The organism is Plantactinospora mayteni, assembly GCF_016862935.1.
GTDB lineage: Bacteria > Actinomycetota > Actinomycetes > Mycobacteriales > Micromonosporaceae > Plantactinospora > Plantactinospora mayteni.
This window is the reverse complement of sequence record NZ_BONX01000006.1, coordinates 17,114-42,194: the sequence shown is the minus strand read 5'-3', so window position 1 is coordinate 42,194 and position 25,081 is coordinate 17,114. Positions and strand designations below refer to the sequence as shown.

Genomic DNA, 25,081 nt, shown 5'->3' with positions numbered 1-25,081 from the left:
GGGCCTTTCGCACGTCTGGAGAACGAAACCCCCATGCGCAAGACCAAACCAATCGGCACCGTGCCACTGCCCGTCCCCACCGGCGACCTCGCGCTGACCATCCACGTCGAGTACGAATCGGAAGACTTCGCCACGAACGCTCCGGCCGCCCCGGGCAATGTGTCCGTCACGTTCAGCGTCGTCGGCACCCTCGGCGGCCACACCATCGACCTCGGCGTACGCCGGCACAACGTCCCCGTCCGCAGCCTGCCCGCCGACCTCGACGGGCTGGTCGCCACCGAGGCCGTCGCCGGTCTCATCGCCGAGTACCGGCAGCGGATTACCGACCTCACCATCCAGCTCGCCCGACTCGGAGTCGCGACCGGCGAAGGTATCGCGGTCGTCTTCACCGTCAACGACCTGGAGTTCCTACGGCACTGCCTGATGCTCACCGAGCTGCGGTGGCGGGAAGCCATCCAGACCGCCGAGGCCGCCGCCCAGCAGCCCGACCCCGACGACCCGTCGGAGCCCGGCTTCATCAACATCCGGCCCACACCCGTCGGGTTCGCCACCGCGGCCCGCCTCTTCGGCGCCGAGCTGGCCCGTGTCGAGAAACTCACCACCTGGGCGGGTCAGCTCCTCGACCTCGCCCGCGACGCGGCCGGCGACGACGAGGACCCGCAGTGACCGCCGACGGCCCACAGCTCATCGGCGGCCTCAACCCGTGGGTGGCCACCGCACCGAAGCCGGTGCTAACCACCACCGGGCACACCGCCGTCATCGCCGAGGTGCGGTTCGTCTGGCACGGCACCTCCTGCGGCTGGTGCCGCAAGTCCGTGGCGCTGTGGACCGACGGCGGCACCATCGACGTCGGCCTCGCGCTCGACCGCCCGCAACGGCGCTCAGCGGCAACGGGCGCGCACTGGTACCAGACGTACCGGCCCTGCGGCGTTCCGGCCATCCCGGACGACTGCCCCCACCCCGGCTGCCGCCGCCCGGCCACCCGAATGCTCGCCGGTCACGAAGTGCCGACCGGCTGGCTCGACGGCAAGTGGCGGCTGGCCGCCGGGCCATTCACCGTCGACGCCGGCATGGACGAGCGCTGCCCAACCCGGCGAGCCCGATGACCAGCCGGCTGCTGGACCAGGCATGGTCCACGCTGCGGCGCACCCACCCGGATCTGGCCGCCGCCGAACAACACCGCCACCGCAACCGGCACTAACCCCGCCACCCGGCACACCCCTATCCCGGACGGGCGGCCCGCCACCGGCCCCGGTGGCGGGCCGCCCGCCCGCACCCACCTTAAACATCCGGACGGAAAGGACCACCGTTGACCACCATCGAAGGATGGGTCCGGGACTGGTACGGCCTGACCCTGCACACCAACCGATCCGACTTCCCGCTGTATGTGTCCACCAGCGCGCTGCTCGCCGCCGCCCACGCGGCCGGGTTCGTCACCGCCTTGGACCACACCGACGAGATCCTCGCCGCGCAGCTCACCAGCAACAGCGACCTCGACGAGTCGGTCCGGTTGCTGGCTGCCACCCGCGACCTGGCCTGGCAGAGCATCACCGCGTTCTCCGCCCACGCGCACCACGTCGGCTACACCAGCCTGCCGACCGGAGCCCACAAACGCTGGACGCCGGTCTGCGTCCACGGGCACGAAATAGGGGTCTCCTGACGTTGTCGTGGGTCGGATTCATGATCGTCCGGGGAGGGGTGGGCATAGGCCGCCTCGGCGGAGCATGGCCATGGTGATCAGGGCGTCGGCGGAGTGGTAGCCGTAGCCTTGGCGGGTCAATAGCCGTAGGTGGGTGTTGTTCGCCTCGATCCGGGCGTTGGACAGTCCGCAGTCGAGCATGTTGTGGATCGCGGCCAGGTGGGTGCGGATCGTGGCGGCGAGCTTGACGAATGGTGGCAGCCGGCTACGGGCCGCCCAACGCAGCCATGCGGCGAGGAGCAGTTTGCCGTCTTCGCCTTTGACCGCGACGATCTCGCGGAGTTGCTCCTTGAGTAGGTAGGCGCGGTACAGCGGCTTGTTCGTGGCCTGGATCGCCGCCAGGGTCTGCTTCTGCGTGTCGGTCAGTTGCTCGGGTTTCGCCACAGCGCCCAGCGGGCGCCTTTGAGCATGCGGGAGGTCGCGTTGCGGCGGCCTTTGCCCCGCGGGCGGTGTTCCACACCTGGCGGCGGACCTTGTCCAGGGCGTTCGTGGCCCACGCGACGAGGTGGTACGGGTCCAGGCAGCGCACCGCTTGCGGTGCCCGCTGCGCGACCACGCTGTTGATCCACTCCGCCGCGTCGGCGGAGACGTGGGTCAACTGGGCGGCTCGCTCGGGACCGAGGTCGTCGAAGAACGCGGCCACGGTGGCTTTGTCCCGCCCCGCGCGGGCCCACACGAGACGGCCGGTGTCGTGATCGACCACGACGGTCAGGTACCGCTGGCCCTTGCGGTAGGCCACCTCGTCGATGCCGATGCGTCGCAAGCCGTCGAGCCGATCAGTCGTGCCACACGCCTCGGTGACGACTCGGGCGGCGATGCCGGTCACCGCCCGCCACGACACACGGAGCAGTTCGCCGACCGTGGACGCGGCGGTGTGGGCGGCAAGCCACGCGCAGGTGTCCTCGAACGCGGCGGTGAACCGGGAGCCATGCCGCGCCCACGGCACGGCCACCACGGTCGGACCGTGGACCGGACAACCGACACGCGGTGCGGCGGCCTCGATGACCACCCGCACGACACCGAAGTCCAGATGCCGCCAGCGGCGCACTCCCGCGCCGCGGTCGTACCAGGGTGCCCGCACACCGCACCGTCCGCAGCGGCGGGCCGCGCCCTTGCGGGCCCGTACCCCGACGACCAACACGTCGCCGCCGTCATCGTCCTCGACAGTCAGCGATTCGATGACCACCTGTGGCAGCCTCAGCAGCCGCTGCCATATCCTTGCATTACGCACGCCGTTTCCCGATATGCCCCGATTCCGATCTCGACAACCGGAACCGTAGGCCGGGCAACGGCGTGCGCTGCTACGGCACGCTCAAACCACCCACGACAACGTCAGTAGAGCCCGAAATAGGCCCCAAGGTGTACCCCGCCCTGGCCAACACCGCCCACCCGGATGCGCCGCCCCGCTTCACCCGCACCACCGCCGAACGCATCAGCGCCGACCTGGATAGGCAGAGCGGGCAACGCCTCAGCGTCACCTTCACCGGCGACCTGCTCACCGTGTCGCGCGGCAACCGCGCGAAGATGCGGCGCACCCGGCACCAGCCCGACGACGACGGCCTCTACGCCCTCGGCGACGGAGGTTGCCTGACCTGGAAACGGGTCGAGCAGCCGTGAACGCCTCCGCCGTTCCACCAATACCGGTACGGCTACGGCTGCGGCACCGGCCGCTGTACGCCGGACTCGTCGCGCCGTGGATCACCGCCCGGTTCGTGCTCGCCATGCGTGACCGCGATCTGGACCGGCAGCTCGCGGCCGAAGCCGCCATGCACCCCGAGTGCGTCGGCTACTCGATCACCGCGTGCCCTACAGCCGGGCGGATGGACCACTACCGCGCCAGCGGCCACACCTACCTGTTCGCCGGCATCGGCATCGTCCTCGGCGACAACGCCCGCCGCCGCGCCGGCCAGCCCGCCGAGCCGTGGCACGCCGTCTGGGCACGCGACTACACCGTCATCACCGACCCGATCACCAACCTCTCGGCGGCCCTGCTGCTGCCCCACCAGATCCTCCGCGTGCGCCCGATCGCCGTACGCGGATAGCCGCTGCCACAAGGCAACCGGCACACCCACGATCCACTGAGGAGTTTCACCATGACCAACCGGCCCACCCGCCTGTGGTGGCACCTGGACGACGTACTACCCCTGGCGGAGCACGCGCTGGCCGCCCCGGAACGGCGGCTCACCCGCGCGCAGGCACTCGCCGGCTCGGCCACCCATCCGGCGCTGATCTGGGAAGCCGAGCCCGACGACGACTGGCTCGGCAGCAACGGCGTACCCATCTGGTACGACAAGGACGGCAGCCCGCGCCGGGTGCCGGCCCGCGCCTGGCTGCACACCCCGACCGGAACCCGTGGCACGCCCGGCCAACCCGACGGTGCCGCCGGGTTCCTGCGGCTCGACCGCCGCTCCCGCGACCGTCGGCGCAAGCCGCTCATCGAGGTCCTACGCCGGGGCGCCAAGGCCGGCGGACACTGGTTCGTCCTCGACCCGAGCGCCGCGCACACCAGCGACGGCTTCCACGTCGTCAACCACCGCGACGACATCGCACCCCCGGACGCGACCTGGGTACCGGCCACGGTCACCTGTCGCGAGGTGGTCGATATCGAGCTGCCGGCCCTGGTCGCGGACGGCTACACCGTCTTCGGCGGGGTTCTGCCCACCTTCGACCGCGCCACCGTCGAACAGATCGCCGACATCCTGGACACCGTCCGCGTCGGCGACATGCCCGGTGAACACCCGCTCGTCACGTGGCACGGCGACATCGCCGTCATCTGCTGGGAGGTCGACGACGGCCGCGAAACCCGCAAGGTCGAAATCGACCGGGTCCACCCGGACCCCGCCGGACAGTACGCCCTCGGTGTCTACCTCTGGCCGTGGACAGTGGCCTCCGGCGAGGTGGTCCTGTGATCATCGTCTTGGGGTTCACCCAGTCCGACCGCGCCGCTGACTACATCAGCTTCTCCGACGGCTACCGGGTCGGCGCGCGGCAAGTGACCGTCACCATCGCGCTGAAAGGCGACGGGTCGCAGCACAGCGCAGAGGACTGGGCTGAGGCGGCGTTCGTCGCGTCCAACTATCCGGGCCAGGCACCCGCCGGACCGGCCAGGGCCATCCAGCTCGCCCTCGCCGAACAGGTAGACCACCCGCTGCGGAGCCTGTCCGTCGGGGACACGGTCACCGTGCACGGCCAGATGTGGGCGTGCGAAAGCAACGGGTGGCGGCGCGTCGAGCCGGCCCAGCCGGGAGGGAACCGATGAGCGGGCAGCGGCCGGCGATCCCGGCGCGGCTTGCCGCCCGGCCCGTCGACCCGCGTCGAGGGTTGCCTATCCCGTACGTCAGCGAGCAGAACGACGGCAGCGTCAACTTCGCGGTCATCAACGGCGGGTTCTCGAGTGTGTCCGGGATCGGCTGTGCGGGCTGTGCGGACAACGGCAGGACTTCCGCGTCGCGTTCGTCGGCGGACTCGGTGGGTTCCGCCGTCGGATGTACACCGATCCGCCGGGCCACGTCGACTTTATCTCGACAACTTGGCCGCAGAGTCCGACTGGTGACCACGCTGGGATCGGTCTAGGCACGTATGCGAGTTGAGCGTAGTCGAGACCGTCGCGACGGCGGCGTTGACACGCAGCTGGCCTTCTGGTCGACGCGCTTGGCCTGCGTCAGACCTTCCGCCAGCCCGGGGTCCATGCGCCGTCCTGGACGGTGTAGTCGCCGAATAGGGCCGGCGCTTCCTTGACCCATCAACTCACCGATCTTGCCAAACAGGAGGCGGATCTTCTCTTCAGCTCCGGCGGCGGTGCGGCCTTCGATGACGTGGCGAAAGGTAAGGACGTTGGCGGTCCAGACCTTGCCGGTTGCCACGCCTTCGGGCGCGAACCGCGCCCGCATGCAGAAATCATCGACTACACAAAGTGACGCTCGCCCGGCCCGGCGGCGCACCGGATCTGCCGATGACAGGTCGAGCCCGGACGTCTGCAACACCGATGGCGCTGCGGCGCGGGAGCGTGCCACTGCGTAGTACAGTCATAACTCTCCGCCCAGATGGAGGCCGTCTTGCCAGAAAAACTTGTCCGAGACAAGATCCCGGCCATCGTTGATTTTTCCGACGGAAGCTGCGATTTTCGCAGGGCCGAACCTTCGGAAATGATGACGCTTCTACGCGCCAAGCTGCTCGAAGAGGTCGATGAGTTCCTGGAGTCACAGGACGTTGCTGAGCTGGCCGACATAATTGAAGTCGTATTCGCCTTAGTTGACCGGCTTGGCTGCTCGCGTGAATCGTTCGAAGAAATGCGAGTACAGAAGGCCCGATCGAGGGGAGTGTTCGATCAAGGTTTTGTTCTACTGCGGGAAGGATAATAGGCGACGATGACTGACTCGATAGCTCCCCGGCCGGAAGGCATCGTGTCTGATTGTCCGTTCTGCGTAGAACTTTCCGACGTGGAGGCGAGCGATTTTCGGCGCATGTTCTCCCGTGATGAGCTAGTCAGCAGAACCGTGGCCGAGGATTCGGAGTTCGCGCTGATTATCGGCATCGGCGCTTTCCGTCCAGGGTATCTCTTACTCATTCCGAAGGTGCACGCTTCGTGCTTTGCTCAGTTACCCCAATCGCATTCCTCACACGCCGACGGCTGGCGGCGCTTGTCGCTCAATATGCTAAACGAGCACTTCGGGGACGCCGTCTTGTTCGAGCATGGCGGGACAAGTACAAACATGGCGGGCGGCTGCATTGACCATGCGCATATCCATTTGGTGCCATCGGCGGTAGACGTCATGTCCGGCATGGATGACCGAATGCCATATGCGCGAGTACGCGATCTGGCTGAACTGCCCTCCATCGCCGCTGGCAGGCCATATGTGCTAGTTGAGCAGGGCAAGGATATGAGAGCCTATTTTCCGCGTGATCGGCTACCTTCCCAGTACATGCGACGCCTACTCTTGGAGTTGGAGGGCCAGCCCGACCTGTGGGACTGGGCGGTGTTCCCGGGCAGGGAAAACATGTTGACTACTGCGCATGTGCTTTCAACCGACAGCAAGGTTGCTGATTGAATGCTCGAGAGATTTATTCGGCGCAGGAATTCTCGCCGCGATCCAAATCCATTCGCCCCCAGTTTTGCGAACAGCTATTTAGAGTCTCTAGCCGCAGAAAAGGCCGGCTCGCTTGCCGAGTTGCAGAACGCCACCACCTGGGGCCTCACCATTATCACGACCGGAGCCCTGTTTATTCTTGGCCGGTCGAACTTCCCTGACTTCTTCTCGCTGCTCGGACTTTTAGCCCTAATCGTACTAGGGACGCACTTTACAACAAGGGCGGCCAAGGGCTACATCAACGTTGCAAGGTGGAGCTTGATTCAGCGGACTCTTCTTACTGCGCTGGCCGACGGGCGCGGTGACTTCGCTGATTTTGAGCACGCATTACGCACATATCATCTTAGCTGGGCGCTACCCCTACGCCGGCGCGATATAGCCTGGAAATCGCTTGTCGAGCTGGGTTTTGGGTACATCTTCATCGGCCTGATCGGCAGCATCATCTACTGTATGACGGCTTTGCGCCCCGCGGCGGTCAACTATATCGCGCTCGTAGCCGCAGCGCTCTTCAGCTCCTTTGACGTCTATGTATTCATGCGTTCGCCATACATGAGGCAACGCGTTCCTCACCCGAATGCTCGCAGACTGCGGTAACTGCGACCCGATCGCCTGAAGGCTGGACGGCTCCTATTCATGAGGGGAGCCCAAGATTCGATGAGGGTCTACTCATTTACTGCATTTCGGGCGCCAGCCCACGTCCACCGATTACTCATCGTGAGTAGCTGACGTGGGCCGCCCGCTCGCCCCCGCTGTTGCAGCGTCCCGAGGCTTCGCAGCAACACCGGCGCGGAGTCGGGTGCGCCAATGTGGAGAGGTAGGGGACGTGATTTGGTTCAAGGAGCAAGTTCGTCCAGCAGCCCTGCTATGCGTTTTGCGATGGCGTTGTGCCGTTCAACCTCACGTAGCCAGCCGCGCTGCGCGGCGTCCTCGGCGAGACGTTGCTCCAGGCAGAGCCGGTCGCGTAGGCGGGGTTGATACTCCGCGGTGGTGAAGAACTTGGAGCAGCTGAGGAACAGGTCGCTGTCAAGCCCCGGGTTTGATGGAGAGTTGGTTAGCTGGTTTTCAGGGGTCCGGTGACCGGCTGGGTGATTGCGTGTAGCGCTTCGTGTTCGGCGGGCGGGATGTGCCCGAGCTCGCCGTGCAGCCGGCGGTTGTTGTACCAGTCGATGTACTCGACGGTGGCCATCTCCAGGTCGTCGAGTCCACGCCACGGACCTCGGTTGCGGACGAGTTCGGCCTTGTACAGGGAGTTGAACGCCTCGGCCATCGCGTTGTCGTACGAGTCGCCCTTGGACCCGACCGAGGCGACGGCGCCGGCCTCGGCGAGCCGTTGGCTGTAGCGAATCGCTCGATACTGGACTCCCCTGTCCGAGTGATGCACGAGTCCGCCCAGGTCAGTGCCCTGGTTCTGGCGGCGCCAGATCGCCATCTTCAACGCGTCGAGCGCCAGATCCGTGTAGAGCGACGTGGACACCTGCCAGCCGACGATGATGCGGGAGTACACGTCGAGGACGAACGCGGCGTATACCCAGCCCACACTGGTGCGGACGTAGGTCAGGTCGGCGACCCACAGCTGGTTCGGCCGCACTGCGGTGAAGTCCCGTTTGACCAGGTCAGAGGGTCGGCTAGTCTCGGCTGCGGGCCGGGTCGTACGGGGTGACTTGTCGCGCAGCAGCCCGCGTAGCCCAGACTCGCGCATCAACCGCTCGACGGTGCACCGGGCCACCGGCACGCCTCGGCGGTGCAGCTCGTGCCAGACCTTGCGGGCGCCGTAGACCCCGTAGTTGGCCGCGTGGATCCGCTCGATCAGCGCGGTCAGCTCCTCGTCGCGCCGCGACCGGGCCGAGGCCGGGCGGGTCTTGGCGGCGTAGAAGGTCGACGGTGCGATCTGTGCCGGCGTGCTTTCGAGCGCCCGCAGGACCGGCTGGACACCGTGTTCGGCCTTCTGGGAGTCGACGAAGTCGACCTTCATCGCGACGGACGGTCCAGCTCCGCCGCGAAGAAACTCGCCGCGGACTTCAGGATCTGGTTGGCCCGCCGCAGCTCACGCACTTCCCGTTCCAGGGCCGCGAGGCGTTCCGCGTCGTTGCTGTTGGTGCCCGGACGGTCACCAGCGTCGGTCTCGGCCTTCTTCACCCACGTGCGCAACGCCTCCGGGTGAACCCCGAGTTGCCCAGCGATCCGACGGATCGCTCCGACCGCCGACGCCGGATCACGGCGGGCCTCGACCGCCAACCGGGTCGCACGCTCACGCAGCTCATCGTTGTACTTCTTCGGTGCCGGCATCGCTGGTGTTCCTCCCAGGTTTCGATGTCTCCATCAAACCCGGTGCGGGACACGCACTCGCAGGGGCCTTCCTCGGGCAGCCGGAGGCAATGGCCGAGTTCGAGGGCGGTCTTGTAGTAGTTGCTGGACAGCCAGTTCACCGCCTGTTCGGACAGTTCGTTGTTGCGGACGGCTTCGGCGGCGGGGCCGGCGAGGAGGGCGCCGGGTTGCAGCGCGGTCTGGTAGTCGTGGAGAACGGCCGTGTCGCTGATGCGGGCGTAGAAGAGACTCATCGCGGGGCTGGTGTGTCCGAGGATGGCCATGATCGTTTGGATGCGGGCGCCTTCTTCGGCGAGTTGCGTGCCGACGGTGTGCCGGAATCGGTGGCTGGTCACGGTCTTCGCACCGTCGGCGTCGACGAGGCCGGCGTGATCGCAGGCTTGCTGGAGTGCGGAATCGAACAGGAAGTAGTCGCTGAGCAGCCGACCGCGCAGCTGGAACACGTACTGGGTGGGCTTGCCGGTGACCTCGTCGATGAGCGGCCGCTGGTGACGTGCCCCGGTCTGCTCGATGCATACCCGCAATGCGTCCGCGGCCTCGGGATGCAGGGGAACTGTGCGTTCGGTGTAGGTTTTGCCCGCCGGGATCCGCAGTCGTGGATGTCCGTCGGGGTAGGCGTCGAGGCAGTCCAGTTCTAGGCGCCGGATCTCGCTGCGGCGTGGCCCGACCCAGCGGGCGATCAGGCAGGCGGCTCGCTGGTAGGGGTCGGCCAGGGCGTGGATGGCCTCGACGATCGCGTCGAGCTCCGGGGCTGGTAGGTAGCGGGGCACCGTCTTGACCTGCTTGGGCATGTCGAGGTGGCTCAGCAATGGCCGGTCCGGCACGTCGTCCCAGCCCCAGGCGAGGGTCTTGCGGAGGAACACGTTGAGCGCCGAGATGGTGTGCACCTGCGTGGAGACGCTGACCGGCTGGCCAGTGCGGTAGTTGCGGTATCCGGTGGCGACCCAGGTCAGGAATTCCTCCAGCTGGGTTCGCGTGAGCTGGGCGAGGTTGGTCACTTCGGGATGGTGCTCGGTCAGCCAGGAGGTGAACACCCGAAACCGGCTTCGGAGGTTGTTGTGGGTGCGGGCCGGAGCGGTGCGTTCGATGTACCGGTCGATGACCTTTTCGATCGCTGGCGGCCCGGATGGGCGTTGGTGCGGCCGGCCTCCGGTGGAGATGTAGCGGACCTGCTTGGCGACCACGCCGAGGCTGTGCAGGACGACCTGGGTGGTGTAGATGCTGGTCCGCAGGTTGCGGTACCACTCTCGCACTCTCCCACCGGCCACGAACTCTGGCCGTAGGGAGCGCACATCGTCGCGGGCGGCGAAGGCGTCCAGCTCGGCGCGGAACCGGTCGAGGTCTTCGACGGTGATGGTCCGCCAGTCCGGGTTGCCGCGATGCAGCGCGATGCGGATGCTCGCTCCAGTTAGAGTGCGGTGCGCCGCAGGCTGCCGGTAGCCGATCCGCTGCGCCTCAACGTCCAGCGGTGTCAGCCAGTCGGGCCCCATGCCCAGCAGCTTGCCGCTCTCGGTGAGCAGGTCCTTGAACGAGTTCGCGAACAGCCACGGGTAGTCGAGGGGGAGCCGGCCGTGCATCGCCAGCAGGCTCGCGTAGAGCCGGTGCCCGCGGACCACCACGTGACGGTGCCGAGCCTCGGCATATGGCGGGGCGTGCATCAGCCGGTCCGCCACCGGCGCGGCCATCCAGACACCGAGGTCGGGCCACCGCTCGATGAACTCACGGCGCCCCTGTCGTCGGGTCCGGCCCGACTCGTAGCGGCCTTTATCGGCGGGGATGACCAACGCGGTGTACTCCTCGTCGGTGAAGTGCCGCAGCCAGGCCGAGCCCCGACCGGCCACGGCGAGCGCGCGGCTCACTCGGTCCGCCCTTCGCTGCTGCGAGCGGTGATGGCCGCGGTCGCAGCCTCGTAGTCGGCCAGCACCTCCCGGTCGGAGACCCGGGTGTAGATCCGGGTCGACTCCGGCGAGGCGTGTCCGAGTCGCTTCTGCAAGGTCAACTCCCGCATGCCTGACTCCCACATCGCCGTGGCATGCGTGTGCCGAAGCGCGTGCGGCGTCGTCCACGGCGTGCGGATGCCGAGCCGAGCGCAGCGGCGGGTGAAGCTGGCCCATAACGCCTGATAGCCCAATGGTTCACACCGGCGGCGGCCCCTGCCGCCGACCAGGAACAGGAACGGTGAGCCGGACTCGCGGGGACGCTCGGTCATCACGTACTGCGACACCGCCGTGAGGGTGCGCGGATCGTGCAGGTCGACCACCCGGTCGGTGCGGGATTTCTGCCGTACGCCTCGCGGGTGATCGTCGCGGTGACGCACGTGGACTCGGCGGCGGCCGTACTCGACGTCGTCGGGGATGCGTAGACCGAGCACCTCACCGGGCCGTAGTCCGCCGTCGAGCATCAGCAGGAAGATCGCCCGATCGCGCAGCGTCGTGAACGCGGCGAACAGCTCCGTCAGGTCCTCCGGCGCCATGGGCCGGGGCATGCCTTGCACGGTCCTGACCCGGACCGCCCGACGCACCGGGCGCTGACGGCTGGCCCGGCCCATGAACGGCCGATGCCGCTCGGCGACCCGGCCGGAGGCGATGTCGTCGACCTTGCGTACTGGGTTGTCGCCGTCGTACGCCTCAACGGTGATCACGAACTCGTAGAAGCTCGATACCGCCGCCATTGTGCGGTTGATCGAGCTGCCCGCGCGGCGCCGACCCGGGCCCGCCGCGTCGCTCGTGACCACGGCGAGGGCCTGCTGCTTGCCCGGCCGGCGTACGGGCAGATGCGTCAAGAAGTCCAGGAACTCCACCACCAGCGCCGGGCCCACCACCTCATAGGCGAGTCCACGATGATCGAGGAAACGGAGGAACAACGTCAGATCCCGCGCGTACGCGGCCACCGTGTTCGGAGACAACTGCCGGTTCTGCAAAAACCGCAGGAACCGGCCCGCGATCTCCACCGGCGTTCCGTCCTCGTCGGCGAGCAGCCATCGCAGAATCCCCTGCTCGTCGAGCACTCTTACCGCCTGCAACTGTCCTCCTGGACTCCTCGAGCGACTGCCCAGACGAGTCCAACGAGGCGTACCAGCAATGCGGAACCGGGCCGCTTGTCGAGATAACAAACTGCATGCAAGCCGCCGTGGACCTGTGCCCGTACCTGGCCATCGAGCGGCACCGCCGCCGCGGGCTCAGTGAAGTCACCGCCGCGCCGGGGTTCACCGACATGGAGAAATCCGACCCGGTCATCCTCGCCGTCACCTGGGCGTACGAGGTGGCGGCCATCGGCGAACCACCGGCCCTGATGTTCCTGCCCGCCGCGTGGATGTCGGCCACCAGGTTCGACTACGCGAACGGACGGCTGGTTGAGATCGGGCCCGAGCCCCTCCGATAACCAGCGAGGCAAACCCCTCGCGCGCAATGGACCGCCGAGCGCGCCGCGCCGCCAATCGGCGGCGCAAACACAAAAAGTGGCCCGCCAACCGGCGGGCCTTCGTCATTGTTTGGACCCGGGACGCCATCGCCTAGGAAACGTGGGCGTCCCGGGTTCTCTCGGAAAGAGAGGACTCTAGTGTCCATCCTCGCTGCCCTCGCCGCCACCGCGGCGTTCGGCTTCATCGTGGGCCGGCTCAGCACCCGACCCGGGTTCCGCAAGCTTCGCTCCGAGAACGCGCACCTCCGCGAACTGATCGACAACCTCGACATCCAGCTCCGCCTGGCCACCTACATGGCCGGGCACGATCGGCTCACCGGTCTGCCGAACCGGTCGTCGGCCGCGAAGGTCTTCCTTATCCGGGAGATGCGGGGCCTGCCGACCGTCGTGGCCCTGATCGACCTCGACCGGTTCAAGCACACCAACGACACCTACGGCCACCACGTCGGCGACGACCTCCTCCGCGTCATCGCCGAACGCCTGGCTCAGGCCGTCAAATCCCACGGTGGCACCGCGGCCCGTCTCGCCGGGGACGAGTTCCTCCTGCTGCTGCCGGCCGACGACGACAGCGATCGGGTCGAGCCGGTCGCGGCGATCCTGGACCTGCTCGCCGAGCCCGCCACGCTGTCCACCGACGACGGCGAAGTCGTCGTGCATCCGGAAGCCAGCGCCGGCATCGCCGTCTACGACGGCAACTACGGCACGTTCGACACGATGCTGCACCACGCCGACGTGGCCCTCTACCACGCCAAACAGCAGCGCGGCACGCACCGCGCCTACGAGCCGCACATGCGGATGCCCCGCAACGCCAGACGGCACGGGCCACGTTGGCGAGACCAGCGCCCCGCAGACAGCGACGGGCAGTTCGGCGGCGAGGTGACCGCATGATCGAGCACGACATGGCGTGCGTGGTGTGCACCAACGCGCTCAACGCCATCGACGACGACGGCACGGTCACCTACGAACACCCCGTCGCACCTACCAGCGGTGACCACGACCCGGTACCGGTGCCGGCCTACCAGCTCGCTCACGTGTTCCGGCGTTGCCACCTGTGCAGCGCCAACGCGCCCGTGTGGATGTACCGGACGCCGGAGATCGAGGCCCTGGCCGAGGGCGGCACCCGCCCGGTCATGGAGACCTACAGCACCCGGTGGAACGTCTGCTGTCGATGTGCTGCGCTCATCGAGCAGGACGACCACCGCACGCTGACCGACGCCAGCATCGCCGTCATGCGCTGGCGTCGCACCGACCCGAGGGCACAGATCCTCGCCGTCCTCCACCGCGCCATCGTGCTGATGCGCGAGCCCGGCAGAACCCTGCTCACCACCGGTGGCTGGAGCCCGGCACCGATGAAGGCGTCGACCCTGCCCAAGGTCCGCGACCGCCTGACCGGGCTGCTGCGCGGACCGATCGGCCTGCCCACACCAATCGACCACACCGAACCGCGCCGGCTCATCGCCGACGGGCTCGACCAGGCCCGGCTCTACTGGATCGACCCGCAGTTCACGACCCTCGTCGCGGAGGTGCTCGCCGACCTGCCCACCACCCACATCACCGACCGGATCGTGCCCGGCGGAAGCGGCCTGCTCGCCTGGTCCGCCCCGCTCGACCGGCGCCATCGCATCGCCGCCGCCTCCTGGACCCCGCGCCCAGGCGGCTGGCAGATGGTCTGCTATCGCAGCCTCGGTCTCGACCTACTACCCACCGTCATGGAAACGGTCCGGCACGAAATCGGCTGGCTTGTGCCCATCCACGTCGAATACGTCCGCCAGGAGCTGACCGTCAACGGGGACCACCCCCTGGCCTCGTTGGTCGCCTCCTGGCTGATCATCGCCCAGCAGCTCACCCGCGACGAGCCGACCCCGGTCGACCCGCCCATCCGTAAGGCGTACGCCCGCGCACACCGGCCACCACCCGAAGTCCGACTCATCCGCATCAAACCGGCCACCTCCCGACCAAGCCCTCCTCCCACGACCGCAGATGACCGCACCCCGAGCGGCAGAGCCAAACCAGATCACCGCTACTGGGTCAGCGCACACGAGCGCAACCAGGCATACGGCCCCGGCCGCAGCCTCCGCAAGAAGATCGATATCGACCCATTTTTGAAAGGGCCGGAGGACGCCCCGATCAAACCCAGCACCACCGTACGGATCCTCGGCACAGCCCGCCGACCACGAGCTGAGAACGACAGCTCAGCGGCTGCGGACAGCTAGTTAGTCGGCTAGCGCCGGGAGCACAGGCATAGCCGACCTGTGCTCCCGGCCGCGCTGCGGCCCGCAACGAAACCCCTTTTGCGTTTACAGGTCGCGGCGAATCCCCGTTTGCGGAGCTATCCCGTTCTCCGGTTGACGCGCGCGTCAACCGGAGAACGGGATGCGGGAGAGCGTGGTCCACGCCTTTCGAGCGTCGATCAGCTTCTGATGCCATGCATCCTGTCGCGGTCAGGCCGGGAAGGTCGCGTGCCGGCTTGCACCCGCCCGAGCCCCAGTTGCCGACCATGGCCCGTCTGGGCGGCGCCGATATCTCACCGCGGGTCGTCGCTTGGGGTCGATCGGCCGACGGATCGACGGACGTCCGGCATGCCGAGAGGAACGGATGGATGCCTCGCCGCCGGAATTTCATCCCCGGCTATCTCAGTTCGGTCGAGTACGAGCGGGGCTTACGGCTCCTCCGCAGGCAACGTTCGACGATCGTTAGCCGAGGCGCAGTTGTGGTACGTCGTACAGGTCCGGGTTCGGTACCCGGCGCATGGCCGGTGAACTGATCTCAATGATGAGCATCTCGGTGAGGAACTGGACCGTGGCGTCCAGCAGGTGACTGGTGCGTGCGGTAGCGCTGTGTTCTTTGAGGCCGGCGGTGAGGTGGATGTGCGGGACGATCATCTGATTGGTGTCGTCCCACGCGATGGTGCCACCGCCGAGTGCTTCGACGTTGGTTAGGTCGACGTGCGCCCAGACAGGGGCCTCGGGGTTGTCGAGGCGCTGACACGTGCCGACGATCTTCGCCGTGGAGAGACCGGCGATGAACATCGGGACGTAGCCCTGCTTGATGTCGTGGACGCGGCAGGCGTCGGTGAGGGCGGTGAAGAAGTCGTCGCCGTGGTCGAAGACCACGCCGATCATTCGTCCTGGGGTCAGGTCGCGGCTACGCATGCGCTGCTGCTGTCTCCGTTCGGTGTCGGCCAGGGCCATGAGGCAGGTTCGCCGAGGTTGCCCGCGACGGCGAACGCTGCGGCGATGTCCTGCGGCTTGGACTGGGCGGCGAGGAGCGCGCGGAGCAGGATGCGGGCCTTGTAGGGGTGCAGCCAGCCGGCGGGGATGAGTCCGCGGGCGAGGAGGTCGCGCTCGGATCCGGGGAAGTCGTAGGTGCTGGTGAGCAACGGGCCGGCCGGGGTGCGGGAGGCGAGGACAATGGGGATTCGTCCGGCGAGGGTGGTGAGGGTGGCGACGAGGGGTTTGGGCACGTGACCGACTCCGAACCCGGCGACGACGAGGCCGTCGCAACAGGGACCGATGGCGTCGAGGAAGGTGGGGTCGTCGTCGAGGGTGACCGTGTAGAGGCCGACGCGGGCCCGCTCGACCTGACTTGGGGCAGGGATGGTGAGCCGGTACGGCACGCGGGTCAGCAGCCTTACGGCGTCTTCCAGGACGTAGCCGATGGGCCCGGTGTCCAGCGATTGAAACGTGGCGCCACTGGTGGAGTGGGTCTTGGTGACCCAGCGGGCGGCGTGGACCTCATCGGCGAGAACGACGAGGCAACCTTGGCCCCGGGTATTTGGGGAAGCGGCGGTCTGGATGGCTGCGAGGAGGTTGGCAGGTCCGTCGGCACCGGCCATGGTGGGGTTGCGCATCGCGCCGGTGACGACTACGGGTTCGGGTCGGTGATGCAGCAGGTCGAGCAGGTACGCGGTCTCCTCGATCGTGTCGGTGCCCTGGGTGACAACAACCCCGGTTGCCCCCGTCGCGAGTTGGCGGGCAACTGCGGTGGCGAGCGCGGCGATGTCAGCGACCGTGAGGGACGCCCCCGGACTGCGGCGGAAGTCCACCACCTTGATCTCGATCCCGGTCGAGGCCAGACCGGGTACGGCGTCAACCAGGTCACGCGCGGACAGCGTGGGACTGACGCCTTCGCCGGTGCCGCTGGTCATGGCGATCGTGCCGCCGAGTCCGAACACCACCACCCGCGGTGGGGGTGTGGCTGGGGTCGAGGACACAGCAGTTCCTTCCAACAGTCGCGCTGGGTGGTGCGCAGAAGCCTATTACGGCAGGGTGCCGATGAAGCGGCATGCTTGGTTGACGCCATCGAGGGAGAGCAGACGGCTGCGGGGCTCGGCGAGGCCGGCGAAGCCATACTGGCCGAGGTCGGCACAGCGACCTTGCAGCCGGTGCCAGTCGAGGCTCAGGTAGTCGGCTAGGTGCCGTAGCCGTCCGCCGGGTGTGTCGTCGGCGGTCACGGAGTGGGCCTGGACATGGCCGAGAGCGTCGCGGTAGGCGGCGACAGTGTGAGGTTGGTCGCTGACGTCAACGTGCCATGCGTCGTCGGCTCGGATCCAGGTGGCCATGATCATGTGCCGCTGGTCCAGGACGAGTCCAGGCAGCGCGATGTACTCCGGATCATCGGTGACTGCGGTCTGGATCCCGAGGGACTCCATCAAGGCCATGGCGAGCAGCAGCAGGATCCGTTCAGGCACTGATGACGTCGCCACCGCTTGCTCGGGGAGGCAGAACATCCTGGTCATTGGCTGGGAGGTGCTGCGGAACTGTTCGGCGGTTTCGCGCAGGTACCGCAGCTTGTGGCTGAAGAGCAGCCATGTGCTCGCTTCCTCGCCGCGTTGCTCCCGGGTCCAGTAGATCGGTACGTCGGACAGGATGTCGTAGTGGCTACGGATGTAGTCGGCGCAGAACGCGGAGCCGATCCACAACCGTGACACCGAGTCCAGATCCTCGGTGATGTCGCGGCTGGCGGCGGATCTGGCCATGCCTCGGTACGGGGATGCAGCGGCCTGGGCAGCGTCCAACCGGGCGTCGTCCAGCAGGAGCGACAGGTCGAGGTTCGCCACTGCCCACAGGACCCCGGTGGTAATCGCATCGAGCTGGTACACGCGAGGGATGAGCAGCCGGGCGCCCCGCCCGGCTGCGACCAGGCACCAGTACGCCTGCCGGGAGTCCAGCGCAAAGACCTCGACACCATCAGGTGCGTCAACATGTCCGAGGACGAGCCGCCGCTGAACGGGCCGGCGCCATCTCTGTCCCGCATCCACATGCCCGATGGTGGCGAGGACGCGGCCGTCGTCCGTTGCCGGGTACACCTCAACGTCGATCTCCGCTCCGGGGAAGTGCTCTCCTCCCGGCGCCGAGACCGCTCGGAACCACGATTGATCACTGCTCGGCAGCAGTTGTTTCCCGGTGGTGGAACTCCCGAATTGGAGCAGATCGCCGGCCGGACGCAGGCCGGGCCGTGGACCGGAGTGGGCCATTTGCCACCGATCAACGGCGGCTGTCGGACTACTGCGGGAGCGCCGTGGGCTGTAGAGGCCAAGATCCGTATCAGTGGTGACGCCGAGGACGTGCCGTAAGGCGGTACGGCGTTCGCAGCTGGGCCACCGGTGTTCGCCACGTTCCAGTTTGCCGACCCAGCGGTGGTCGACGTAGTGGGCGGCAAGGTCCCGGCCCGGGTAGAGCCGATCCAGGGCGGCGTTGACAGCATCCGCCAGCTCCGTCCGGGACATGCGCTGCCCAGGTCGCCGGGGCGACGGCAACCGCGCACGTCCCTCGGAGAGAGCCGTGTTCGGCGTGATCAGCGTCTCTGGATGACGAGGCACGGGCCCTCCTCTCAGCTGGCCAAACTGGACTCAAGCAGACGCGAGGGCACGCTCGGCGCGAGCTCGCCTCACATGATTGCCGGAGGTAGGCGTACAGGGAATACCGACTTGTGGTCCGACTTCGCAATCCGGCAGGCGTGTCGCATCTCCTGCCAGGACCCTGCCAGCTGAATGATCTAGACAGCTGGTGGCATAGTCAGCGAAACGGAACGTGGGCCGAGAGGAGAGACCGTGCCTCGCCATCCGGATGCGATGATCACGCCGAATACCGTACTCAGCGGCGCTCGCCAGCGGTTGCCGTCGCCCAAGCGTTCCGGGCAGTCCATGTCCCGTAGCGAACTGGCGGATGCCATCAACGCGGCTCTCGACCGGATCTACCTGGGCCGGGACGTCACCGCCCACTACGTCGACTTCCGCTGGGTGGGCAAACTTGAGCGCGGCGAACACCGGTGGCCCAGCGCTGCGCGTCGCGCCGCGCTGCGCCAGGTTCTCGGCACGGCCACTGATACGGACCTTGACCTCTACAGCCCTCGTCGCACCGACAGCAAGCAGGTTGCCGGCAATCCAAGCCATCCTCAGCCGGGTAGTTGGGACGAGACCATCTACCTGCTGCGCGGACAGTGGCACCTCTTGGTCCAGAACGACAAGATACTCGGCCCGGAGTACGCGCTCGTCGGCGTGACCAGTCAGTTGACGGTCATAGGTGGCTTCCTACGCGACGTGCCACAAGCGCTCCGGCCCGCCCTCGTGCGTCTGGCCGCCCAGTACGCCGAGTCTGCGGCCTGGCTGAACCAGTCCCTGAACGACTACTCCGCAGGACACCACTGGACCCGAAAAGCACTCAACTGGTCGGACCAGGTTGCTGATCCGGCCATGACTGCATGGGCGACCTATCGCGGCAGCCAGCAGTGGTTGACGAGCGGGGACCCTGTCCGAGCCCTTGAGCAGGCCGAAGCAGCGCTGCGCTACGACCAGAAGTTGCCGGGACCGATGCGGGCGGCGCTGCGCGTCCAGCATGCTCACGCCCTCGCCGCAAATGGCCGGCACCGCGAGGCGCTGCGGCTGCTCGACGAGGCGCATCGCTGGGCAGCGGACCGCCACCCTGGGAAGCCCGAGGGCGAGCACGGCTCCTACTGCACCAGCGGGTACATCGAGGTCCACCGGGGGGCGTGTCTGCAATTGGCGCAGCGGCCACACGAGGCAATCACTGTGCTTGACGATGCCCTGCCCATGATTCCGCCGCTACACCGCCAGGACTTCGCCTCGGCACTCCTGAACAAAGCCACAGCACACGCCGCAGCAAGTCAGCCCGACCTCGCTGCCGCCACCGCGCACACCGCGCTGCCTATCGCCCGCCGGGCAGGGTCACGCCGACTCGTGCAGCAACTCGCCCAACTGGGCACGGCGGTCAGCGGGCATCGTCACCTCCCCGACGTTCGCGCCTTCCTCGAAGATCTCAAGGAGACCGCCTGATGGCATCCAAAGTCGAGCTGAGCGCGATGCGACAAGCCATCACGCTGTCGTCGCTCGGACTGGGCACCACCAGCCCGAACCCGCCCGTTGGATGCGTCATCCTCGACCGCCATGGAATAGCCGTCGGAGCTGGCTACCACCGACGCAAAGGAGAGTCGCACGCCGAGGTACACGCCCTCGCCGCAGCTGGCGCCGAGGCACGAGGTGGCACTGCCGTTGTCACGCTCGAACCCTGCAACCATGTCGGTGTCAGTCCGGCCTGCCGCCAAGAGTTGATCAACGCCGGCATATCCCGTGTCGTCATCAGCGTGATCGACCCCACGTCCAGAGGCGAAGGGGGCGCCGCGGTGCTCGCCGCCAACGGCATCGATGTCGAAACCAACGTCCTGCCTGGCGAAACGCTCGCTGTTCTCGGCCCCTGGCTCATCGCAACCCGGCGACGCCGACCGTACCTGACGTGGGCCTACGTCGTCGACGAGAAAGATGACCACCACGTTGGTGAGCAACTCGCCGCTGACCTGCGCAGCGGAGCAGATCTCGTACTTGCGAACAAGGTGACCGAGGAGGGTGTCCCCGGTGGCCACGCCTCCGCCCACTTTATACTAGCCGGCCCCCTGGAAAACGACCTGCGGCAATGGTTGTCAGCCTGCTATGCGTCAGGAGCACGGAGCGTTCTCCTCACAGGATATGGTCATGCCGGCCTGCTCCACGACAATCTGGACTGTGTCGACGAGATTGTTATTGCGGTGCGGAGAAGCTCGCCACCAGATGCCCTGGCGGCAGTCATCCCAGCCCTCTCGTCGGCGGGGTTCGAGTTGCTCGACACTTCGCCCCGGAGTGCAGAAGTGCGGCTGCGGCTGCGCCGGTCGGCGCCACAGGTTGAACAAGATTTCGGGCTCCTATAATGAGCGGGCCCCGGGCCAATCACCCAGAGCCCCCGCTCCATCTCCGATAAGCTTCCTATTCCAATACCTGGCCAGTGTCTGCTGTTGGCGGTTTACCAGGATCAGCTCTCCGTATCGCTATTGAATGAATGTGCCGCAGCGAATACCGTCAAGAAACTTCTTCCAGGAGTTGTTGCTGAAGGAGAGCGTTCCGCCGCCGGGATCCTTGGAGTCTCGCACGATGAGCCCAGACTGGGATGGGATGGCCACCTCAACACAGTTGTCACCCGCGTCGCTGCGGCGCGACTTGCGCCACCGAAGATTCCGGATCATGGTGCTCCTTCTTTTCGTCCCAACTGCTCCGCTACGTCCTGTAGCATTCGCAGGCTTGCTTCCGGGGTGAGTGTGACGACCTTCAGTCGGCTGTGCAACTGCCGGTATGCGTCTACTTCATCCGGCATGGTGAGCACGAGATCGCTGGTGAGGGTGTCAACGGCGACGGCGAACGTGGCGTTAGCATCGCGATATCGGTAGAGCGAGTAGGCGGAGCGCGGTGCGCTGTGGCCTTTGATGGCGGCATCAACGGGTAGGACACGCACCGAGATGTTTTGATGCGTGGCGCACAGGTCGGCGATGTGTCGAAGTTGGGCTGCGACGATGGGTGGTTCGGCCGCGCAGCGGCGCACGGCGATCTCGTCGAGGACAAGGTCGTAGACAGGTCCGCTAGGGGCGAGGAGTAGTTGCTGGCGGCGTGTCCGCGCGCGGACCGATGTCATGGGGTCGAACGTGTCGGGCTGACGTGCGGGGTCGGCTCGGTTGCGCGCGTCGGTGAACTCCGGGGTTTGAAGGAGGCCAGGAATCAACGCCAAGGCGTACTCGCTGATCGACTGGGTGCCGCTTTCCAGGTCGGCGTATCGGGCCTGCCGATGTCCCATCTTCGCCGCGTCCGGCTCCCACCATCCGATTGCCCAGCCGTCGGTCGCGGCGGCGATGATTTCCTCGCGCCGCTTCGCCCCCACACGTAGGTAGTCGCAAATTCCGTCCACGAGATCGATGTCGGGTCCGCGGTGGCCGTTTTCGAGCGCACTGAGCTGTTGGCGAGGAAAGCCAAGGGCTCGGGCGAGTTGCTCGGCGCTCATGTCGTGCTCGGCGCGGAGCCGACGGATCTCCTGTCCGAGCCAGCGGCGTCGAACGAACGGACTCGGGCCGGTCACCGGCAGCCTCCCGCACATCCATGAGCCGCGGTGGACACCGGGCTAATCGAGTAGGACGACTGTACCCCGCCTTCCGTGCCAGTGGATCTTCGCTGCCCTGCCCCGACTCCACATAGCCGCAGGTCAGGCGCTGGTAGGTCCGTAGGTCGGAACACAAGGTCGAACCGTAGGTCGGGATTCCCGCCGATGCTGGCTATGCCCGATTGTGAGTTAGTGCCCTTCGTCGCACCGAGCAAGGGCCATAGGTCACTCAAACGCGGACATCTCTGTCTGCCGTAGCGATCCGATGGGATCGCGGCACACCCCAGCAACGAGGTGCGGAGGAGGCGACGTGAACGCCGCAAGCCGAACCCTGGTCCGCACTCGGGTTACGTCTGCAACCAGGTCGACAGGACAGGTCGACAGGCTCGCCACCAGGAGGTCCCTTGCCAGTCGGCGTTCGTCAATGGCAGGGATGGCGGTCGCGGTCTACCAGGCGCATCAGCCAACGGCGGACGGGTGCTCCTGCGGGCACCCGGAGTGCCGTTGCCGGCTTTATTCTGCGAAGATCCTCACCGCGATGGAGATCAGCGTACCTGGCTCAGATCGTCCATACCCCCTGTGGGGATTGCTGGTCTGCGATGGTTGCGATCGGCGTCTGTGTCCGCTGGCGACGGTTGACGGGCGCTGTTACCGCTCGCCGTGTGGCTGTCGGCTAAGCCCGGTCTCCGCAGCCGAGGTCGAACGCCTGACCTACGACGCAATCGATCGGCGTGGCCTTGTCCCGGTCGACGGTGTTCCGGAAGCGAAATGGGGATGGTTGTTCGTGCGGACACTGGTGGCCGTCCGAATTGGAGCGCTGCCGAGCGAACTTATCTGCGTCTGGCGGATCTGATGTTTAGGTCCGTCACTGTCCCGCAATAGGTGGGAGTTGGCGACGGGCAGAAGTAGTCGATTCGACCGTCATTCGCCCGCGAAAGGATGTGAGGGCTGTGCTCGCTGATGACTTTTTCCGATTGGCCCATCACGATGTTAACGGCCGCCGCCGGTTGCATGCCCGCGCAGTCGATATCGGCTTGGCCGCCGCATTGATCGCGGAATTGCTCGTCACTCGCCACCTGGAAATCCGTGATGGCGAGCTGGTGGCGGCGAACCGCACGCCGCCGACGGACGCGGTAGCGCACACCGTGCTGGACAGCGTCCTTGCGGAGCTGGAGCGACACAGCGTACGTACTTGGCTGCTCTACCTAGAGAAGGATGCGCGGACGCACGTGGCTAGACGCCTGGTGCGCTCCGGCGACCTCCAGGCAGTGACCTCGCGCCGTCTCCTGGGCCCGGTAATTACCAGATACGTCCCCACCGACATGAACAAGGCGGCCTGGCCCTGGCTCTCGCTGTCCTGGCGGCTACGCGAGAGACACAAGCTGGACTTCCCGGGCGCGTGCCTGGCCGGGTTCATTCTGGCGACTGGCCTGGACAAATGGGTGCTGGAAGGCGCCCCACCCGCAGCCTCTGAGTATCTCCAGTACGTGGCCGCGCATTTGTGGCCCCCGATGCGAGAACTGCTGGCGCACACCGAGGCGACCATCGGCGACGCGGTCCTCGCTCAGCGCACCTGAACCTCACCCGCTGTTGCGATCACCCCTCACCTCTCCCGGAGTTGTCCTGTGACCAGCCCCCCGACCAGAGTCAGCACCGTCACCGCCACCCTCGCCGCCGGCAGGCTCGGCGTTCCCGCCGTCGTGTTCTTCGTGATGTCCGCCGCCGCGCCGCTGACCGTCGTCGCAGGCGGCGCCACCACCGGCTACGCGATCACCGGGGTGACCGGCATCCCGGTGGCGTACCTGGCTACGGCCGCGATCCTCGCCTTGTTCGCCGTCGGCTACGTCGCCATGTCCCGCCACATCCTCAACGCCGGAGCGTTCTACACCTACATCAGCCGCGGACTCGGCAAACCCGCCGGCGTGGCCGGAGCGATGGTCGCTCTCCTGGCGTACAACGCGATGCAGATCGGCCTCTATGGCGGATTCGGCGCCGTCACCTCGGATTTCTTCAACCCCCGCCTCGGACTGGATCTCGGCTGGTGGGTGTACGCGCTCGTCGCCTGGGCGATCGTGGCCGTCCTCGGGGTATCGCGGGTCGACCTCAACGGCCTGGTCCTGGCGGTGATGCTCACCGCCGAAATCCTGGTCGCGGTCGTCTTCGACGCTGTCATGGTCAGCCACCCGGCCGATGCCGGGCTGAGCCTGGCCACGCTGTCCCCGCACCACCTGGTCACGGCCGGCATCGGCGCCGCCCTGGTCACCGCGATCACCGGTTTCGTGGGCTTTGAGGCCACCGTGGTCTTCTCCGAGGAGACCCGCGACCCGAAGCGGACGATTGCCCGCGCTACCTACATCGCCGTCGTCGTCACCGGCCTGCTCTACGGCCTGTCGGCCTGGGCGATGTCGGTGGCCACTGGGCCGGACCGGATCGTCACCGCAGCCACCGAGGACGGCACCGAGCTGGTCTTCAACCTCGTCCTCCCACACGTCGGACAGGGCATGGTGACCGGCGGGCACGTCCTGTTCATCACCAGCCTGTTCGCTGCGTTGCTGAGCTTCCACAACACCGTGGCCCGCTACAGCTTCGCGCTCGGCCGCGAGGGTGTCCTACCGGCCTGGCTGGGACGGACCAGCCGCCGCAGCGGTGCCCCGGCCGCCGGCTCGCTCATCCAAACCCTGCTCGCCCTCGTGGCGCTGATCGTCTACGCGGCACTCGGGGCGGACCCGATCGTCCACCTGTTCTTCTGGGTGACCGTCACCGGCGGCCTCGGCGTGTTGATCCTGATGACCGGCACCTCCGCCGCAGTCCTCGGCTACTTCAACCGGGAGCGGCATGGCGAGAGCGTCTGGCGCCGGCGCATCGCCCCCGCCCTGGCGACGGCCCTTCTGGGTGTTGTGGTGTGGGTGACCCTGGCCGAGTTCTCCACCCTCCTCGGCGTCGCCCCAGCCTCGCCGCTGCGCTGGATATTTCCCGCCGTCTACGCGGTCGCCGCGCTGGTCGGGGTCGGCTGGGCGTTGATCCTCCGCGCCTCCAACCCTGCCGTCTACGAGGCGATCGGCCTCGGCGTGCACAGCGGCGCCACGTTCGGCGCCACCCGTCCTCCACTTGTCGACCCGACCCACGCCTGACCTGAG

General features: G+C 67.1%; 26 protein-coding genes and 1 pseudogene. 18 read left to right on the top strand and 9 right to left on the bottom strand.

What is annotated here, in order from left to right:
- Window positions 1–33 precede the first annotated feature (33 nt).
- The 3 genes from Pma05_RS05600 (at window position 34) to Pma05_RS05590 (ending at window position 1,660) form a co-directional block, all read left to right on the top strand.
- On the top strand, window positions 34–666 hold the full coding sequence (locus Pma05_RS05600) for a hypothetical protein (protein ID WP_203856216.1): 633 nt from the start codon (window positions 34–36) through the stop codon (window positions 664–666).
- Window positions 663–1,106 (top strand): hypothetical protein, encoded by a 444-nt coding sequence (locus tag Pma05_RS05595; protein ID WP_203856215.1) that lies wholly within the window; start codon window positions 663–665, stop codon window positions 1,104–1,106. The genes Pma05_RS05600 and Pma05_RS05595 overlap by 4 nt, the downstream gene beginning before the upstream one ends.
- Window positions 1,107–1,309: 203 nt before the next feature.
- The gene (locus Pma05_RS05590) at window positions 1,310–1,660 is read left to right on the top strand and encodes a hypothetical protein (RefSeq protein ID WP_203856214.1); all 351 of its coding nucleotides are present in this window, start codon (window positions 1,310–1,312) and stop codon (window positions 1,658–1,660) included.
- 18 nt (window positions 1,661–1,678) lie between these two features.
- Here Pma05_RS05590 and Pma05_RS05585 read toward each other — a convergent pair.
- Window positions 1,679–2,930 (bottom strand): annotated as a pseudogene (locus tag Pma05_RS05585) (ISL3 family transposase).
- Window positions 2,931–3,058: 128 nt separating this feature from the next.
- On the opposite strand from Pma05_RS05585, the gene Pma05_RS05580 reads away from it, so the two are divergent.
- From Pma05_RS05580 to Pma05_RS05545, 8 genes are all read left to right on the top strand, one after another.
- Window positions 3,059–3,316, top strand: coding sequence for a hypothetical protein (locus Pma05_RS05580; protein ID WP_203856213.1), 258 nt, complete (start codon window positions 3,059–3,061; stop codon window positions 3,314–3,316).
- Complete coding sequence (locus Pma05_RS05575; protein WP_203856212.1) at window positions 3,313–3,741, top strand: hypothetical protein; 429 nt, start codon at window positions 3,313–3,315, stop codon at window positions 3,739–3,741. The genes Pma05_RS05580 and Pma05_RS05575 overlap by 4 nt, the downstream gene beginning before the upstream one ends.
- A gap of 51 nt (window positions 3,742–3,792) precedes the next feature.
- A complete protein-coding gene (locus Pma05_RS05570; protein ID WP_203856211.1) occupies window positions 3,793–4,608 on the top strand; it encodes a hypothetical protein in 816 nt (271 codons plus the stop codon).
- Complete coding sequence (locus Pma05_RS05565; RefSeq protein ID WP_203856210.1) at window positions 4,605–4,958, top strand: hypothetical protein; 354 nt, start codon at window positions 4,605–4,607, stop codon at window positions 4,956–4,958. The genes Pma05_RS05570 and Pma05_RS05565 overlap by 4 nt, the downstream gene beginning before the upstream one ends.
- A 475-nt stretch (window positions 4,959–5,433) precedes the next feature.
- Window positions 5,434–5,616, top strand: a complete 183-nt coding sequence (locus tag Pma05_RS05560) for a hypothetical protein (RefSeq protein WP_203856209.1) — start codon at window positions 5,434–5,436, stop codon at window positions 5,614–5,616.
- Window positions 5,617–5,742: 126 nt separating this feature from the next.
- Window positions 5,743–6,057, top strand: coding sequence for a nucleoside triphosphate pyrophosphohydrolase (locus Pma05_RS05555; protein ID WP_203856208.1), 315 nt, complete (start codon window positions 5,743–5,745; stop codon window positions 6,055–6,057).
- Window positions 6,058–6,066: 9 nt separating this feature from the next.
- On the top strand, window positions 6,067–6,747 hold the full coding sequence (locus Pma05_RS05550) for an HIT family protein (RefSeq protein ID WP_203856207.1): 681 nt from the start codon (window positions 6,067–6,069) through the stop codon (window positions 6,745–6,747).
- Window positions 6,748–7,380 (top strand): hypothetical protein, encoded by a 633-nt coding sequence (locus Pma05_RS05545; RefSeq protein ID WP_203856206.1) that lies wholly within the window; start codon window positions 6,748–6,750, stop codon window positions 7,378–7,380.
- 457 nt (window positions 7,381–7,837) lie between these two features.
- On the opposite strand, the gene Pma05_RS05540 is transcribed toward Pma05_RS05545, so the two are convergent.
- The 3 genes from Pma05_RS05540 to Pma05_RS05530 form a co-directional block, all read right to left on the bottom strand.
- Window positions 7,838–9,021, bottom strand: a protein-coding gene (locus Pma05_RS05540) for an IS3 family transposase (protein WP_372441432.1) whose coding sequence is annotated in 2 segments (ribosomal slippage) — window positions 7,838–8,793 and window positions 8,793–9,021 — 1,185 coding nt in all. Because the reading frame shifts where the segments join, the coding sequence is not laid out codon by codon here.
- Entirely contained in the window at window positions 8,919–10,784 is a 1,866-nt protein-coding gene (locus Pma05_RS42305) for a tyrosine-type recombinase/integrase (RefSeq protein ID WP_239311727.1), read from the bottom strand. Before Pma05_RS42305 ends, Pma05_RS05540 begins: the two co-directional genes overlap by 103 nt.
- A gap of 182 nt (window positions 10,785–10,966) precedes the next feature.
- The gene (locus Pma05_RS05530) at window positions 10,967–12,133 is read right to left on the bottom strand and encodes a tyrosine-type recombinase/integrase (protein ID WP_239311725.1); all 1,167 of its coding nucleotides are present in this window, start codon (window positions 12,131–12,133) and stop codon (window positions 10,967–10,969) included.
- Between the two features lie 95 nt (window positions 12,134–12,228).
- Here Pma05_RS05530 and Pma05_RS05525 point away from each other — a divergent pair, with 95 nt between their 5' ends.
- From Pma05_RS05525 to Pma05_RS05515, 3 genes are all read left to right on the top strand, one after another.
- Window positions 12,229–12,492, top strand: coding sequence for a hypothetical protein (locus Pma05_RS05525; RefSeq protein WP_203856205.1), 264 nt, complete (start codon window positions 12,229–12,231; stop codon window positions 12,490–12,492).
- Window positions 12,493–12,669: 177 nt separating this feature from the next.
- Window positions 12,670–13,419: a GGDEF domain-containing protein gene (locus Pma05_RS05520; RefSeq protein WP_203856204.1), complete on the top strand. Its 750-nt coding sequence runs from the start codon at window positions 12,670–12,672 to the stop codon at window positions 13,417–13,419.
- Entirely contained in the window at window positions 13,416–14,744 is a 1,329-nt protein-coding gene (locus Pma05_RS05515; RefSeq protein ID WP_203856203.1) for a hypothetical protein, read from the top strand. Before Pma05_RS05520 ends, Pma05_RS05515 begins: the two co-directional genes overlap by 4 nt.
- A 480-nt stretch (window positions 14,745–15,224) precedes the next feature.
- Here the strand turns inward: Pma05_RS05515 and Pma05_RS05510 are convergent, their stop codons facing one another.
- The 3 genes from Pma05_RS05510 to Pma05_RS05500 all read right to left on the bottom strand — a co-directional run bounded on the left by Pma05_RS05510 (window position 15,225) and on the right by Pma05_RS05500 (window position 18,007).
- Window positions 15,225–15,683, bottom strand: a complete 459-nt coding sequence (locus Pma05_RS05510) for a PPC domain-containing DNA-binding protein (protein WP_203856202.1) — start codon at window positions 15,681–15,683, stop codon at window positions 15,225–15,227.
- Window positions 15,665–16,711: an asparaginase gene (locus Pma05_RS05505; RefSeq protein ID WP_275414648.1), complete on the bottom strand. Its 1,047-nt coding sequence runs from the start codon at window positions 16,709–16,711 to the stop codon at window positions 15,665–15,667. The genes Pma05_RS05510 and Pma05_RS05505 overlap by 19 nt, the downstream gene beginning before the upstream one ends.
- 78 nt (window positions 16,712–16,789) lie before the next feature.
- Window positions 16,790–18,007: an XRE family transcriptional regulator gene (locus Pma05_RS05500; RefSeq protein ID WP_203856201.1), complete on the bottom strand. Its 1,218-nt coding sequence runs from the start codon at window positions 18,005–18,007 to the stop codon at window positions 16,790–16,792.
- A gap of 576 nt (window positions 18,008–18,583) precedes the next feature.
- On the opposite strand from Pma05_RS05500, the gene Pma05_RS05495 reads away from it, so the two are divergent.
- Both Pma05_RS05495 and Pma05_RS05490 read left to right on the top strand, forming a co-directional pair.
- On the top strand, window positions 18,584–19,825 hold the full coding sequence (locus Pma05_RS05495) for an NsdA family TPR-like regulatory protein (protein ID WP_203856200.1): 1,242 nt from the start codon (window positions 18,584–18,586) through the stop codon (window positions 19,823–19,825).
- The gene (locus tag Pma05_RS05490) at window positions 19,825–20,730 is read left to right on the top strand and encodes a bifunctional diaminohydroxyphosphoribosylaminopyrimidine deaminase/5-amino-6-(5-phosphoribosylamino)uracil reductase RibD (RefSeq protein WP_203856199.1); all 906 of its coding nucleotides are present in this window, start codon (window positions 19,825–19,827) and stop codon (window positions 20,728–20,730) included. Before Pma05_RS05495 ends, Pma05_RS05490 begins: the two co-directional genes overlap by 1 nt.
- 117 nt (window positions 20,731–20,847) lie before the next feature.
- Here the strand turns inward: Pma05_RS05490 and Pma05_RS05485 are convergent, their stop codons facing one another.
- Complete coding sequence (locus tag Pma05_RS05485; protein WP_203856198.1) at window positions 20,848–21,042, bottom strand: DUF397 domain-containing protein; 195 nt, start codon at window positions 21,040–21,042, stop codon at window positions 20,848–20,850.
- Window positions 21,039–21,923, bottom strand: coding sequence for a helix-turn-helix domain-containing protein (locus Pma05_RS05480; protein ID WP_203856197.1), 885 nt, complete (start codon window positions 21,921–21,923; stop codon window positions 21,039–21,041). Before Pma05_RS05480 ends, Pma05_RS05485 begins: the two co-directional genes overlap by 4 nt.
- A gap of 971 nt (window positions 21,924–22,894) precedes the next feature.
- On the opposite strand from Pma05_RS05480, the gene Pma05_RS05475 reads away from it, so the two are divergent.
- Both Pma05_RS05475 and Pma05_RS05470 read left to right on the top strand, forming a co-directional pair.
- Window positions 22,895–23,521 carry a GOLPH3/VPS74 family protein gene (locus tag Pma05_RS05475; RefSeq protein WP_203856196.1) on the top strand — a complete coding sequence of 209 codons (627 nt, stop codon included), beginning with the start codon at window positions 22,895–22,897 and terminating at the stop codon, window positions 23,519–23,521.
- Between the two features lie 135 nt (window positions 23,522–23,656).
- Window positions 23,657–25,075 (top strand): APC family permease, encoded by a 1,419-nt coding sequence (locus Pma05_RS05470; RefSeq protein ID WP_203856230.1) that lies wholly within the window; start codon window positions 23,657–23,659, stop codon window positions 25,073–25,075.
- Window positions 25,076–25,081 lie beyond the last annotated feature (6 nt).